Source organism: Enterobacter sp. 301B, assembly GCF_003850715.1.
In the GTDB taxonomy this organism is placed as follows: Bacteria; Pseudomonadota; Gammaproteobacteria; order Enterobacterales; family Enterobacteriaceae; genus Enterobacter; species Enterobacter intestinihominis.
Window position 1 is genome coordinate 55,051 of record NZ_PQTC01000009.1, and the last position, 15,539, is coordinate 70,589.

The 15,539-nt window shown below is 56.4% G+C and carries 10 protein-coding genes; all 10 read left to right on the forward strand.

What is annotated here, in order from left to right:
• Positions 1-177 precede the first annotated feature (177 nt).
• The gene (gene lgt, locus C3451_RS11970) at positions 178-1,053 is read left to right on the forward strand and encodes a prolipoprotein diacylglyceryl transferase (RefSeq protein ID WP_032626044.1); all 876 of its coding nucleotides are present in this window, start codon (positions 178-180) and stop codon (positions 1,051-1,053) included.
• Between the two features lie 6 nt (positions 1,054-1,059).
• Complete coding sequence (gene thyA / locus C3451_RS11975) at positions 1,060-1,854, forward strand: thymidylate synthase (protein ID WP_006811817.1); 795 nt, start codon at positions 1,060-1,062, stop codon at positions 1,852-1,854.
• Between the two features lie 184 nt (positions 1,855-2,038).
• Positions 2,039-2,503 (forward strand): prepilin peptidase-dependent protein, encoded by a 465-nt coding sequence (locus C3451_RS11980; protein WP_032626041.1) that lies wholly within the window; start codon positions 2,039-2,041, stop codon positions 2,501-2,503.
• The gene (locus tag C3451_RS11985) at positions 2,494-3,054 is read left to right on the forward strand and encodes a prepilin peptidase-dependent protein (protein WP_032626039.1); all 561 of its coding nucleotides are present in this window, start codon (positions 2,494-2,496) and stop codon (positions 3,052-3,054) included. Before C3451_RS11980 ends, C3451_RS11985 begins: the two co-directional genes overlap by 10 nt.
• On the forward strand, positions 3,051-3,449 hold the full coding sequence (locus C3451_RS11990) for a DUF2509 family protein (RefSeq protein WP_032626037.1): 399 nt from the start codon (positions 3,051-3,053) through the stop codon (positions 3,447-3,449). The genes C3451_RS11985 and C3451_RS11990 overlap by 4 nt, the downstream gene beginning before the upstream one ends.
• Positions 3,434-3,757, forward strand: a complete 324-nt coding sequence (locus C3451_RS11995) for a prepilin-type N-terminal cleavage/methylation domain-containing protein (protein ID WP_023298509.1) — start codon at positions 3,434-3,436, stop codon at positions 3,755-3,757. The genes C3451_RS11990 and C3451_RS11995 overlap by 16 nt, the downstream gene beginning before the upstream one ends.
• A 12-nt stretch (positions 3,758-3,769) precedes the next feature.
• Positions 3,770-7,144: an exodeoxyribonuclease V subunit gamma gene (recC, locus tag C3451_RS12000; RefSeq protein WP_032626033.1), complete on the forward strand. Its 3,375-nt coding sequence runs from the start codon at positions 3,770-3,772 to the stop codon at positions 7,142-7,144.
• 139 nt (positions 7,145-7,283) lie between these two features.
• Positions 7,284-10,166, forward strand: a complete 2,883-nt coding sequence (gene ptrA, locus C3451_RS12005; RefSeq protein ID WP_032626031.1) for a pitrilysin — start codon at positions 7,284-7,286, stop codon at positions 10,164-10,166.
• Positions 10,163-13,705, forward strand: a complete 3,543-nt coding sequence (recB, locus tag C3451_RS12010; protein ID WP_063139183.1) for an exodeoxyribonuclease V subunit beta — start codon at positions 10,163-10,165, stop codon at positions 13,703-13,705. The genes ptrA and recB overlap by 4 nt, the downstream gene beginning before the upstream one ends.
• Positions 13,702-15,522, forward strand: coding sequence for an exodeoxyribonuclease V subunit alpha (gene recD, locus C3451_RS12015; RefSeq protein WP_045620846.1), 1,821 nt, complete (start codon positions 13,702-13,704; stop codon positions 15,520-15,522). The genes recB and recD overlap by 4 nt, the downstream gene beginning before the upstream one ends.
• Positions 15,523-15,539 lie beyond the last annotated feature (17 nt).

The following is a 15,539-nucleotide window of genomic DNA, read 5'->3' on the forward strand; positions in this document are numbered from 1 at the left end:
GAATGGGGTGAGGGGGAACAGCGCGCATAAAACCCTATACACATCTTTTACATCTCAGGCGCATCCTCCGCGCCTGCCTTATGCTATGATTCGCAACTTTGGAGCACCTGCCAACGGCGGGAATGCAATTCAGCCGCTGTCCACTTTCAGCGGAATAACAACATCTTGTGGTGACAGATGAACAGTGGTTATCTGCATTTTCCGGAATTCGATCCGGTTATTTTCTCAATAGGACCTGTAGCGCTTCACTGGTACGGACTGATGTACCTGGTGGGCTTCGTCTTTGCCATGTGGCTTGCTGGTCGTCGCGCCAGTCGTCCGGGCAGCGGCTGGACGAAGAACGAAGTGGAAAACCTGCTTTATGCTGGCTTTCTTGGCGTATTCCTGGGCGGGCGCATCGGCTATGTCCTGTTCTACAACTTCCCGGTATTCCTGAACGACCCGCTCTATCTGTTGCGCGTCTGGGACGGCGGCATGTCCTTCCACGGCGGACTGATTGGTGTGATCCTCGTGATGGTGATCTTCGCCAAACGCACCAAACGTAACTTCTTCCAGGTGGCTGATTTTATTGCGCCATTAATCCCGTTTGGGCTGGGTGCAGGGCGTCTGGGCAACTTCATCAACGGTGAACTCTGGGGGCGTGTCGATCCGAGCGTGCCGTTTACCATGCTGTTCCCGGGCTCCCGCGCAGAGGATATCGCGCTGCTGCCTTCGCATCCTGAGTGGCAGTCCATTTTCGATACCTACGGCGTTCTGCCGCGTCATATGTCTCAGCTTTATGAGCTGGCGCTGGAAGGTGTGGTGCTGTTTATCATCCTGAATCTGTATATCCGCAAACCGCGCCCAATGGGGGCAGTATCTGGTCTGTTCCTGATTGGCTACGGCGCGTTTCGTATCATCGTCGAGTTCTTCCGCCAGCCGGATGCACAGTTTACCGGCGAGTGGGTACAGTACATCAGCATGGGGCAGATCCTCTCCATTCCGATGATTGTCGCGGGTGCCATTATGATGATTTGGGCGTATCGTCGTCGTCCACAGCAACAACTTTCCTGAGGAATCATGAAACAGTATCTTGAATTGATGAAAAAAGTGCTCGACGAGGGCACGCCGAAAAACGACCGCACCGGCACCGGTACGCTCTCCATTTTTGGCCACCAGATGCGCTTCAATCTGCAAGAAGGCTTCCCTCTGGTGACGACGAAGCGCTGCCATCTGCGCTCGATCATTCATGAACTGCTCTGGTTCCTGCAAGGCGATACCAACGTTGCTTATCTGCATGAAAACAATGTCTCCATCTGGGACGAGTGGGCAGATGAGAACGGCGACCTGGGGCCGGTTTACGGCAAGCAATGGCGCGCGTGGCCTACCCCGGACGGCCGCCATATCGACCAGATCACGACCGTCATGAACCAGCTGAAAAATGACCCGGACTCGCGCCGTATCATTGTTTCTGCCTGGAACGTGGGTGAACTGGATAAAATGGCGCTGGCGCCTTGCCACGCGTTTTTCCAGTTCTACGTGGCGGACGGCAAACTCTCCTGCCAGCTGTATCAACGCTCCTGCGACGTGTTCCTCGGCCTGCCGTTTAACATCGCCAGCTACGCGCTGTTAGTGCACATGATGGCGCAGCAGTGCGATCTTGAAGTGGGCGATTTTGTCTGGACGGGCGGTGATACCCACCTCTACAGCAATCATATGGAACAGACGCATCTCCAGCTGACGCGCGAACCGCGTGCATTGCCGAAGCTTGTGATCAAACGCAAACCGGACTCGATCTTCGATTACCGTTTTGATGACTTCGAGATTGAAGGCTACGACCCGCATCCTGGCATCAAAGCCCCTGTCGCCATCTGATACGGCGAATCCTGACACAACCGGTGCTCTTTAGCGCCGGTTTTTTTTCGCGCTCGTTTTGTTCTTCGAGCCTGTTTCCAGAGACGATGTAACGCGTTGCAACGGGTGAAAATCTCCGGAAAGCGGCTCGTAATGTTCTGGTTTAACGCTCGCGCCTTTTCTGCCATTCCGCCACACTTCCGCCATGAAAAACGAACATGGCTTTACGCTTATCGAAACCCTTTTCGCCATCTCGCTGGTTGTGATCCTCAGCGCGACGGGTCTTTATGGCTGGGACAGCTGGCAACAGCGGCAGCGGCTCTGGCAGACAGCCTGTCAGGTGCGGGATTACCTGGCGTTCTTGCGAAACGACGCAAATCGTCACAACAGCGAGCACAGGATCGCGCTTCACGCTGACGGGAATCAGGCCTGCCTTGTCAGCGCTGTGGTCCCGGGCTGCGACAGCGGCGACCCGTTCGTGATGAAACCGTTATGGCCGGAGGTCACGCTGAGCGACGTAACGCCTGCGCTGGGATTTTACGGCTTAAGGGATACCGCATGGGCCGGACATATTCGCGTGCAGAGCCGCGCCGGTGCGTGGTGGGTTATTGTCTCAAATGGCGGACGTATCAGGCTGTGTAATGCCGCAGGAGAAAGTCTATGCCAGTAAAACAAAAAGGGTTTTCCCTGCTGGAGGTCCTGATTGCGATGACGATAAGCAGTATTCTGTTACTCAGCACGTCACGTTTTTTACCGGGGCTACAGCGGGGTGTTTTACTGCAATCCGGGCAACGGGAGCTGGAAGATGAGGTGTGGCAACGCCTGCTTGCGATGGGTAAACAGCTCCAGCGAGCAGGATACTGTGCAGGGCATTGTCAGGGGCAAGGGTTAATTATCGGCAGGCAAGGGCGATGTGCAATTGTGCAATGGGATGCAAACAGCAACGGCCAGTGGGATAGCACCGCGTCAGAAAATGACAGCACGGGATTCCGGCTTGAGTCCGGAACGCTCGAAACGCTGCGGGGCGCGACATCCTGTGAAGGTAAGGGATGGGATAAGCTCACTGACCCGGATCGGGTCCTGATAGAGCAGTTTATGGTCACTAAAACCGATCGTGCTGGCTTTGCGCCGGTCATCAGTATCGAGCTGCGTGCCCGCCGCAAAGGTGAACTGACTGCACCCTTTTCGGCTCGCCACACCGTAACGGGGTTTAATCTGTGAATCGTCAGCGGGGCATGTCATCGCTGGCGCTGGTCTTGCTATTGCTGGTGCTCGGCACGCTGATCCTCACCGGATTAAACCAGCAGTTGCAAACCTTTAGTACGTTGGTGAATGGCGAGAGTTTGTCTGTTCGCCAGCAGGCTGCCTTGCAATCTGCACTGGAGTGGGGACGCGTTCAGGACTGGGCTTTACAGCCAGAGGTTCAGTGCAAGCAGACACAAGGTCTGCGGGTCTGTGTAAGGCTGTTTGAGGAGCGTGTTTTGCTTATTGCCGGAAATGACGATCTGTTGCTATGGCGAGGCGGGGATATCGCGGAAGGACAAATACGCTTTTCTGCCCACGGCTGGAGCGACTTCTGCCCCCTTAAGGAAAGTGCGCTATGTCAGTTACCCTGAGCAGACAAAAAGGATTTAGCATGGTTGAGGTTTTGCTGGCAATGATGTTGCTGGTTGTAGTTGTGACGGCGTTATCCGGATATCATCGCGCGCTGGCAGCCCGGTATGCGGCGCTTAGCCAGTATCGCCAGCTATGGCATCATGCGTGGAATCAGTCGCAGATCTCAACATTAACGCTCCCGCCGGGCTGGCAGGTCAGTCGGGGGCAGACAACACAGTCCGGATGTGTCAGCATCACGGTCACACTTATTTCTCCTCTGGGGCGGCAGGGCGCGTTGACGCGTCTGCATTGCCCGGTTAGCCGCTAGTCGGGAGCGTTTATGCTAAGGGTTTACCACTCAAATCGTCTGGATGTGCTGGAAGCACTGATGGAGTATATCGTTGAGCAAGAGCGTCTTGACGATCCGTTTGAGCCAGAAATGGTGCTGGTGCAGAGCACCGGTATGGCGCAGTGGCTACAAATGTCCCTTTCGCAGAAGTTTGGCATTGCGGCGAATATCGATTTTCCGCTGCCCGCGAGCTTTATCTGGGAGATGTTTGTTCGCGTCCTGCCGGATATTCCTGAGCAGAGTGCCTTCAACAAACAAAGCATGGCCTGGAAACTGATGACGCTGCTGCCGGACATGCTGGCGCATGATGAGTTCGCCATGCTGCGCCACTATCTGAATGACGACACCGACAAGCGCAAACTTTTTCAGCTGGCCTCACGCACTGCTGACCTCTATGACCAGTATCTGGTTTACCGCGCAGAATGGCTGATTCGCTGGGAAGCGGGAGAATTAGTCGATGGGTTACCGGAAGCGCAAATCTGGCAGGCGCCGCTCTGGAAAGCGCTGGTCGAGCATACCGGGCAGCTCGGTCAGCCTAAATGGCACCGTGCTAACTTGTACGATCGCTTTATCTCAACACTTGAGAACACCGCAGAACGGCCAGCCCGTTTGCCGTCACGCGTGTTCATTTGCGGTATCTCCGCGCTGCCGCCTGTCTACCTGAACGCGCTAAAAGCGCTCGGTAAGCACATTGATATCCATATCCTCTTTACCAACCCATGTCGGCACTATTGGGGAGATATTCAGGATCCGCGCTGGCTTTCACGGCTGGTCACCCGCCAGCGTAAACGCCTCTTTGAGGAACGCGCCGTGCCGCTGTTTAAAGACAGTGAAAACGCGGCGCAGCTTTTCGATGAAGAGGGGATTCAGAACCTGCCGAACCCGCTACTTGCCTCGTGGGGCAAGCTGGGGCGCGACTATATTTATCTGCTTTCAGATATCACCTCCTCGGGAGAGGGGGACGTGGACGCGTTTGCGGATATTACGCCGGACAGCCTGCTGCACAATATTCAGCTTGATATTCTGGATTTAGAAAACCGTGCCGTGGCCGGGATCACTGCCGAGGAGTTTGCGCGAAGCGATAAGAAGCGAAAACTGGATCCTGACGATCGCAGTATCGCGATCCACGTTTGCCACAGCCCACAGCGTGAAGTTGAAATTCTTCATGACCGCCTGTTGGCCATGTTGCAGGACGACCCAACCCTGACACCCCGCGATATCGTGGTGATGGTGGCGGATATCGACAGCTACAGCCCGTTTATTCAGGCTGTATTTGGCAGCGCAACGGGCGACCGCTATCTTCCCTACGCGATCTCTGACCGCCGTGCTCGTCAGTCACACCCGGCGCTACAGGCCTTTATCAGCCTGCTTTCGCTGCCTGATAGCCGGTTTATCTCTGAGGATGTGCTGGCATTACTGGATGTGCCTGTTCTGGCCGCACGCTTCAGCATTAACGAAGAGGGCTTGCGCTACCTGCGCCAGTGGGTCAACGAATCCGGCGTCCGCTGGGGAATCGACGATGATAACGTCCAGGAGTTTGAGCTGCCCGCGACTGGCCAGCATACCTGGCAGTTTGGCCTGACGCGTATGCTGCTGGGGTATGCGATGGAGAGCATCCACGGCGAATGGAATGACGTGCTGCCGTACGATGAGTCCAGTGGGTTAATTGCGGAACTGGTTGGTCACTTAGCCTCGCTGCTGATGCAGCTCAACCGCTGGCGCCGTGCATTGATGCAGCCCCGTCCACTCGAAGAGTGGCTGCCGATTTGCCGCGAAATGCTAAATGACTTCTTCCTGCCGGACAGCGAAACGGAAGCCGCCATGGCGCTTATCGAGAAGCAGTGGCAGGCCATCGTTGATGAGGGGGTTAATTCGCACTATCACGAGGCGGTTCCCCTTTCGCTTCTGCGTGATGAGCTGACGCAACGTCTCGATCAGGAGCGCATCAGCCAGCGCTTCCTTGCTGGGCCGGTGAATATCTGCACCCTGATGCCGATGCGTTCAATCCCGTTCAAAGTAGTCTGTCTGCTTGGCATGAACGACGGTATTTATCCACGTGCGCTGCCACCCCTTGGCTTTGATCTCATGAGCGCACAGCCGAAGCGGGGCGACCGCAGCCGCCGCGATGATGACCGTTATCTCTTCCTTGAGGCGCTGATGTCTGCGCAAAGCAGGCTTTATATCAGCTATATCGGCCGTTCAATTCAGGACAACAGCGAGCGTTTCCCGTCCGTGCTGCTGCAGGAGCTGGTGGACTACATCGGGCAGAGTCACTATCTGCCGGGCGATGAGGCCTGTAACTGCGACGAAAGCGAACGTCGGGTGAAAGCGCATATTACCTGTCACCATAGCCGTATGCCGTTTGATCCTGTCAATTACGTTCCTGATGAACTGCAAAGCTACGCCCGCGAGTGGCTTCCCGCTGCGAAGAACGCGGGCACACCGCAAACCGATTTCATTCAGGCGCTCGAACCGCGCGCCATAGACACCCTTACGTTTGAGCAGCTGCAGCGCTTTTGGGCCCATCCGGTTCGGGCTTTTTTCCAGCAACGCTTGCAGGTGAACTTCCGCTCGGAAGAGAGCGAAATCCCTGATGCGGAACCGTTTATTCTTGATGGACTGGAGCGTTTTAAGCTTAATTCCCAGCTTTTGAATGCGCTGGTTGACGAAGAAGACGCCAGTAAACTGTTCCGACGTTACAGGGCGTCGGGATTACTGCCGTATGGTGCGTTCGGCGAAATCGTCTGGGATGCCCAGTGTGAGGAGATGCAAGCGCTTGCTGACCGGGTTATCGCGTGTCGGCAACCGGCGAGCAGCATTGAAATTGATCTCGATTGTAACGGTATGCACCTCAGCGGCTGGCTCACGCACGTGCAGTCTGACGGGCTGCTACGCTGGCGCCCATCTATGCTCAGCGTTTCACATGGCCTGCAACTCTGGCTCGAACATCTTGTCTACAGTGCGAGTGGTCACGAAGGCGAAAGCCGGTTGTTTGTACGTAAGGACGGCGAGTGGCGCTTCCCGCCGATGGAGCCTGAGCAGGCGTTGACGTATCTGTCGCTTTATATTGAAGGTTATCGTCAGGGCATGAACAAGCCTCTGCTTTTGCTGCCTGAAAGTGGGGGGGCATGGATAAAAGCCTGTTACGACGCGCAGAATGATGCCATGTTAACGGATGAGGCTTCGCTCCAGAAAGCGCGCAGCAAGTTTTTGCAGGCCTACGAAGGGAACATGATGGTACGTGGCGAGGGCGACGATGTCTGGTATCAACGTTTATGGCGAACGCTGGAGCCAGAATATTTCGACATTATCACGGAAGAGGCGCAACGCTACCTGTTACCGTTGTTCAAATTTAAGCAGTCCTGAGTGCTGTATAAAAATTGCACAGCACGGGGTGTTCATTTATGATGCACCTCTTATCACGGACTGATGTACCCAAAGAAAGAGATGCTGGCGTGTCCAGCACGCACGTTGTTAATGATGTAGCCGTGATAAAGAGGTCGTAATGCCAGGCAGCACCTTGTTCAAAGCGTTTGTTTTGTTTATCGCCCTTTGGGCTCCCGTCACTCAGGCCGATTCCGGTTGGCAACCTGTCCAGGAAACAATCCGTAAGAGCGATAAGGACACCCGTCAGTATCAGGCGATTCGTCTTGATAACGGGATGACCGTGCTGCTGGTTTCCGATCCTCAGGCGGTTAAATCGCTCTCCGCACTGGTTGTGCCGGTCGGATCGCTGGAAGATCCTGATGACCATCCGGGACTGGCGCACTACCTTGAGCACATGACGCTGATGGGGTCTAAAAAATACCCACAGCCTGACAGCCTGTCCGAATTTCTGAAAATGCATGGCGGCAGCCACAACGCCAGCACTGCGCCGTATCGTACCGCGTTTTACCTGGAAGTGGAAAATGATGCGCTTGACGGGGCGGTGGACCGTCTGGCGGATGCCATCGCCGCACCGCTGCTGGATAAAAAATATGCTGACCGGGAACGCAACGCCGTAAACGCCGAACTGACGATGGCGCGCACGCGAGACGGTATGCGCATGGCGCAGGTTAGCGCTGAAACCATCAATCCGGCGCATCCGGGTTCGCGCTTCTCAGGCGGCAACCTTGAAACGCTGAGCGACAAGCCGGGTAGCCCGGTGCTCGATGCGCTGCATGCGTTTCGTGAAAAATACTATTCCGCCAATCTGATGAAAGCGGTTATCTACAGCAATAAACCGTTGCCGACGCTGGCAAACATGGCTGCGCAGACCTATGGCAGGGTGCCAAATAAAAATATCGATCTGCCGCAGATTAACGTGCCGGTTGTCACGGACGCGCAAAAAGGCATTGTTATTCACTATGTGCCGGCCTTGCCGCGTAAGGTGTTACGCGTAGAATTCCGTATTGATAACAACACGGCTCAGTTCCGCAGCAAAACTGACGAGCTGGTGACCTATCTTATCGGCAACCGCAGCCCGGGTACGCTCTCCGACTGGCTGCAAAAGCAGGGGCTGGTGGAAGGTATTCGCGCTGACTCCGATCCCGTCGTAAACGGGAATAGCGGCGTGCTGGCCATCTCCGCGACGCTGACCGATAAAGGGCTGGCTCACCGTGACGACGTCGTTGCGGCCATTTTCAGTTACCTCTCTCTGCTGCGCGACAAAGGCGTCGATAAACGCTACTTCGACGAGCTGGCGCACGTGCTGGATCTCGATTTCCGCTATCCCTCTATTACGCGTGATATGGACTACGTCGAGTGGCTGGCAGATACCATGATCCGCGTGCCGGTGGAACATACGCTGGATGCGGTAAATATTGCCGATCAGTATGACGCCGGGGCGCTCAAAGCGCGTCTGGCGATGATGACTCCGCAGAATGCCCGCGTCTGGTATATCAGCCCGAACGAACCGCATAACAAAATGGCCTACTTCGTTGATGCCCCGTATCAGGTTGAAAAAATCAGCGAACAGACCTTCGCGGGCTGGCAGAAAAAGGCGGGGGAAATTGCGCTGAAGTTACCGGAGCTTAACCCCTACATCCCGGACGATTTCTCGCTGATCAAACCTGCAAAGGCCTATCCGCATCCGGAGCTGATTGTTGATGAGCCGACGCTGCGCGTGGTCTACACCCCAAGCCGCTATTTCGGCGACGAGCCAAAAGCGGATGTCAGCGTAGTGCTGCGTAATCCTAAAGCAATGGACAGCGCCAGAAACCAGGTGCTGTTTGCGCTTAACGATTATCTGGCCGGTATTGCCCTCGATCAGCTCAGCAACCAGGCTGCCGTTGGCGGTATCAGTTTCTCCACCAATGCCAATAACGGCCTGATGGTGAATGCCAACGGCTATACCCAGCGTTTGCCGCAGCTGTTCCAGGCGCTGCTGGACGGTTATTTCAGCTATACGCCTACGGAAGAACAGCTCGAGCAGGCTAAGTCCTGGTATGCCCAGATGATGGATTCTGCCGAGAAGGGTAAAGCCTACGATCAGGCGATTATGCCAGCACAGATGTTGTCCCAAATTCCTTATTTCCAGCGCGAAGATCGCCGCGCGTTATTGCCCTCAGTCACCTTAAAAGAGGTGCTGGCTTACCGTGATTCGCTGAAAACCAATACTCGTCCGGAGTTCCTGGTTGTAGGGAACATGAGCGAAGATCAGGCTAAAACGCTGGCACAAAACGTGCGTGCGCAACTGGGTTCAAAAGGCGATGAGTGGTGCCGTAACCAGGATGTGCTGGTAGAGAAAAAGCAGAATGCGATCTTCGAAAAAGCGGGAAGCAGCACGGATTCCGCGCTGGCCGCGGTGTTTGTCCCTGTCGGATATGACGAATTTACCAGCTCTGCCCAGAGTGCGGTGCTCGGTCAAATTATTCAGCCGTGGTTTTACAACCAGCTGCGCACCGAAGAGCAGCTGGGTTATGCGGTATTCGCTTTCTCGATGAATGTGGGCCGTCAGTGGGGGTTGGGCTTCCTTCTGCAAAGCAGCGACAAGCAACCCGCTTACCTGTGGCAACGTTATCAGGCATTCTTCCCGCAGGCGGAAGCAAAACTGCGCGCCATGAAGCCGGAAGAGTTTGCCCAGATCCAGCAGGCGGTTATCGCCCAGGTGATGCAACCGCCGCAGACGCTGGGTGAAGAGGCCTCGCAGCTGAGCAAAGATTTTGATCGCGGTAATATGAAATTTGATTCGCGTGATAAAATAGTGGCCGAAATAAAACAGCTGACGCCACAAAAAGTTGCCGATTTCTTCCATCAGGCGGTAGTAAAACCGCAGGGTATGGCCATCCTGTCTCAGGTTTCTGGCAGCCAGAACGGGAAAACGGACTACGTAAAATCAAAAGAGTGGACCGTCTGGAAGAGCGTCAGCGCGCTGCAACAAACTATGCCCTGGAGTAAGAAAGAATGACCCATACCGCTGAGCCGCTTGATCCCCTAAGTTTACCTCTACAGGGTGAGCGACTGATTGAAGCCTCAGCGGGAACGGGAAAAACCTATACCATCGCCGCGCTCTATCTGCGTCTGCTGTTGGGGCTCGGCGGCAACGCCGCTTTTTCGCGCCCGTTAAGCGTGGAAGAGCTGCTGGTGGTAACTTTCACCGAAGCGGCCACTGCCGAGCTGCGTGGCCGTATTCGCAGCAACATTCATGAGCTGCGCATCGCCTGTCTGCGTCAGACGACGGATAACCCCCTCTACGCGAGCCTGCTGGACGAGATTGCGGATAAGCAACAGGCTGCGCAATGGCTGCTGCTGGCCGAACGGCAAATGGATGAAGCGTCCGTCTTCACCATTCACGGTTTTTGTCAGCGCATGCTGAGCCTGAATGCGTTTGAATCCGGCATGCTCTTTGAGCAGCAGCTTATTGAAGATGAATCCGAGCTTCGCTATCAGGCCTGTGCGGATTTCTGGCGTCGTCACTGTTATCCGTTGCAGCGCGACATTGCTGAAGCGGTTCACGCCCTGTGGAAAGGTCCGGAAGAGCTTCTTCGCGCCATCGACCGTTACCTGCAAGGCGAAGCGCCGGTCATTAAATCTCCTCCGCCTGCCGATGAAACGCTGGCCTCGCGCCATGAAAAGATCGTCGCCAAAATTACCGCGCTTAAGCAGAAGTGGAATGAGTCGGTTGGTGAAATTGATGCAATCATCGAAAACTCAGGCATCGACAGACGCAAGTTCAACCGTGGGAACCAGGGGAAGTGGATCGAAAAGATCAGCGCCTGGGCCCAGGAGGAGACGCGGGGTTACCAGCTTCCGGACGCACTGGAAAAATTTTCGCAGCGCTTTTTGACCGAGCGAACCAAAGCCGACGGTATTGTGCCTGAGCATCCCCTGTTTGTGGCGATTGAAGCGCTGCTTGCGGAGCCATTAACGCTCAATGACCTGATGATCACCCGCGCCATGACGGAGATCCGCCAGGCCGTCGCGCGCGAAAAACGTCGCCGGGGCGAGCTGGGGTTTGATGACATGCTGAGCCGCCTGGACGAAGCCCTGTCCAGCGAGAATGGTGAAGCGCTCGCCAGCGCGATCCGTACCCGTTTTCCGGTGGCGATGATTGACGAATTTCAGGACACCGACCCCCAGCAGTACCGCATTTTTCGCCGCATCTGGCGACAGCAGCCCGACACTGCCCTGCTGCTGATAGGCGACCCTAAACAGGCCATTTACGCCTTCCGTGGGGCAGATATCTTCACCTATATGAAAGCCCGTAGTGAGGTGGTCGCGCATTACACGTTAGATACCAACTGGCGCTCCGCTCCGGGGATGGTTGAGAGCGTCAATGCGCTGTTCAGCCGTATGGAGACGGCGTTTATGTTCAATGAAATCCCTTTCCTGCCGGTGAAATCCGCCCCAAAAAACGCATCCCTGCGCTACGAAGTCAGCGGTGCGGTACAACCCGCCATGACCTTCTGGCTGCTTGAGGGGGAAGGCTATGGCGTTGCCGATTATCAGGCGGCGATGGCCCAGCACTGCGCCGCGCAAATCCGTGACTGGCTAAGCGCAGGCGCGCGCGGCGAGGCACTACTGTGGAAGGGGGAACAGGCATATCCTGTAAAGGCCTCTGATATTACCGTGCTGGTGCGCAGTCGTCAGGAAGCGGCGTTAATCCGCGATGCGCTAACGTTGCTGGATATTCCGTCAGTGTATCTCTCTAACCGCGACAGCGTGTTCGACACGCTGGAAGCCCAGGAAATGCTCTGGTTGCTTCAGGCGGTGCTGGCGCCGGAGCGCGAAAATACGCTTCGAAGCGCGCTGGCCAGTTCTATGCTGGGGTTGAACGCACGGGATATTGATGAACTCAACCATGACGAAAACGCATGGGATGCGGTGGTAGAAGAGTTTGTCCATTACCGTGAACGCTGGCAAAAGCGCGGCGTCATGGCGATGCTGCGCGAGCTGATGACACGGCGTCAGATTGCCGAAAATATGCTGGCGACATCCGGCGGTGAAAGGCGTCTGACCGATATTTTACACATCAGCGAACTGTTACAGGAAGCGGGTACCCAGCTTGAAAGTGAACATGCCCTTGTGCGCTGGCTGGCGCAGCAAATCGCGGATCCAAACAGTAACTCTTCAAGCCAGCAGATGCGTCTTGAGAGCGATAAGCATCTGGTGCAAATCGTCACCATTCACAAATCCAAAGGTCTCGAATATCCGCTGGTCTGGCTGCCTTTCATCGCGAACTACCGGGTTCAGGATCAGGCCTTTTACCATGACCGCGAGACTTTCGATGCGGTGCTCGATCTCAGCAAGGCGGAGACCAGCGTTGAACTGGCAGAAGCGGAGCGTCTGGCGGAGGATTTGCGCCTGCTTTACGTGGCGCTGACCCGTTCTGTCTGGCATTGCAGCCTGGGCGTCGCCCCGGTTTTCCGCCGTCGCGGGGAGAAAACAGGGGAAAGCGATTTCCATTTAAGCGCGTTAGGGCGGCTTATTCAGCGTGGCGAGCCGAAAGATGCGGCGGGGTTGCGCCTCTGCATTGAGTCGCTCTGCGGTGACGATATCGCACTGCATATCCCGTCTCTGCCAGACAATAGCCGCTGGCAAATGGCGCAAGAGCCCGCGACCGACCTTAATGCGCGCCAGATCACGCGGGTGCTTGCCGACGACTGGCGCGTCACCAGCTATTCTGGCCTGCAACAGCACGGGCAAAGTATTGCGCTGGATCTCATGCCGAAGCTGGACGTGGATGCCGCAGGGGTGGGTGATATTCCGGTTGAACCGACGTTAACTCCGCATCAGTTCCCACGCGGCGCGTCGCCGGGCACCTTTTTGCACAGCCTCTTTGAAGAGCTTGATTTTACTCAGCCTGTCAGTGAGGAGTGGGTGCTGAAGATGTTACAGAGCGGGGGCTATGACGCGCACTGGCAGCCCGTTCTCACTGACTGGATCAACGCCATTTTACAGGCACCGCTGACTGAGCAGGGCTTCGCTCTTCGTCAGCTAACGGCCAGAAATAAACAGGTTGAGATGGAGTTTTATCTGCCTGTCGCAGGCCCGCTTAAGGCCGACGCGCTCGATGCGCTTATCCGTCAGTACGATCCGCTCTCAGCCGGTTGCCCGCCGCTGAACTTCCGTCAGGTGCAGGGCATGCTGAAAGGTTTTATCGACCTGGTCTTCCGTCACGAAGGACGGTACTACCTGCTGGATTACAAATCGAACTGGCTGGGCGAGAACAGCGAAGCCTATACCCAGCAGGCGATGGCGGCAGCCATGCAAATGCATCGCTACGATCTGCAATATCAGCTCTACACGCTAGCGCTGCACCGCTATTTGCGCCACCGTATTGCGGATTACCGCTACGACGATCATTTTGGTGGCGTCATCTACCTCTTCTTGCGCGGGGTCGACGCTGCCGATCCGCGCTCCGGGATCTTCAGCACCCGTCCGGATGCGGAATTGATTAATAAAATGGATAACCTGTTTGCAGCAAACACGGAGGAGATGGCATGACGATGCAGGATTTATTGCTGGAAGCGGTAGAGCAACGCGTGCTGCGTCAGCTGGATGTGCAGTTTGCCATGATGATTGCCGCTGACCAGCCCGCCGTGATGCTTGCCGCTGCCCTATTGAGTAAAGACGCCGGAGAGGGGCATGTGTGTCTGCCGCTCTCGCGTCTGGTTGTTGACGAGAAAATGCCGCCTGTCCTCCAGTCCTGCTTTGCGCTGCTGGGGGAGAGGGTGGACTGGCAGAAAATTTTGCGCGAATCGTCGGCCGTCGGGCCGGGAGAAAACCAGGCGCCGCTGATCCTGACGGGGGAGCGCTTATATCTGAACCGTCTGTGGCGAAACGAACTGACGGTAGCGCGTTTCTTTAGTGAGACCAACGCGCCGCTTCCCTGCGACGAAGCGCAGCTTCGCCAGACACTGGACAGGCTGTTTGACTCCGGTGAGCCTACAGACTGGCAGAAAGTGGCGGCGGCCGTCGCCCTGACGCGGCGGATTTCGGTGATTTCAGGTGGCCCGGGGACCGGGAAAACCACGACCGTCGCAAAGCTGCTGGCAGCCCTGATCCAGCTATCAGGCGAGCAGCGATGCCGTATTCGTCTGGCGGCACCCACCGGGAAAGCAGCGGCGCGACTGACCGAATCACTGGGCGGTGCGATGCAACAGCTGCCGCTCACTCAGGAGCAGCTTGCGCTTTTCCCGGGTGAAGCGAGTACCCTGCACCGTCTGCTCGGCGCGCAGCCGGGTAGTCAGCGGCTGCGCTACCATGCGGGTAATCCGCTGCATCTGGACGTGCTGGTGGTGGATGAAGCCTCCATGATTGACCTGACCATGATGTCGCGCCTGATCGATGCTCTGCCGCCGCATGCGCGCGTGGTTTTCCTGGGCGATCGCGACCAGCTCGCCTCCGTGGAAGCCGGGGCGGTACTGGGGGATATCTGTACCTACGCCAGCTACGGTTATACCGCCGCGCGGGCGCAGGAGCTTGCCCGCCTGACCGGCTGCTCGCTTGAACCCGATCACTCGCCGGTCGCAGGCGCACTGCGTGACAGCCTGTGCCTGCTGCAAAAAAGCTACCGTTTCGGTAGCGACTCCGGCATCGGCCAGCTGGCTGCGGCGGTCAACCGTGGCGATCGGCATGCCACGCGCACGGTGTTTGACGGCTCTTTCACTGACATTGAAAAGAAATCGCTGCAAAGCGGGGAAGAGTATCAGGCTATGCTTGAGGAGGCTCTCCATGGATACCAGCGTTTTCTGAGCTGCGTGCAGCAGCGCAGTCAGCCCGGGCAGGTCATTGCCGCATTTGGCGAATACCAGCTTCTGTGCGCATTGCGGGAAGGGCCGTTCGGCGTTGCGGGGCTGAATGACAGGCTGGAGCAGCTGCTGGTGCAGAAACGCAAAATTAACCGTCAGCAGCATTCGCGATGGTATGAAGGCCGGCCAGTGATGATCTCCCGCAACGACAGTGCGCTGGGGCTGTTCAACGGGGATATCGGTATTGCGCTCGATCGCGGTAACGGTTTGCGCGTCTGGTTCCAGCTACCGGACGGCAGCGTGAAGTCCGTCCAGCCCAGCCGTCTGCCAGAGCATGAAACGGCATGGGCGATGACGGTACACAAGTCTCAGGGCTCAGAGTTCAACCATGCGGCGCTGATCCTGCCGACACAGCTTTCGCCGGTCGTAACCCGTGAGTTGGTCTACACCGCCGTTACCCGTGCGCGCCAGCGTCTGTCGCTGTATGCGGATGAGCGCGTGCTGGGTCAGGCGATTGCCACTCGCACCGAGCGCAGAAGCGGATTAAGCGCGATTTTTGAATCTGTCTGAGTAATCACCCTCTCCGA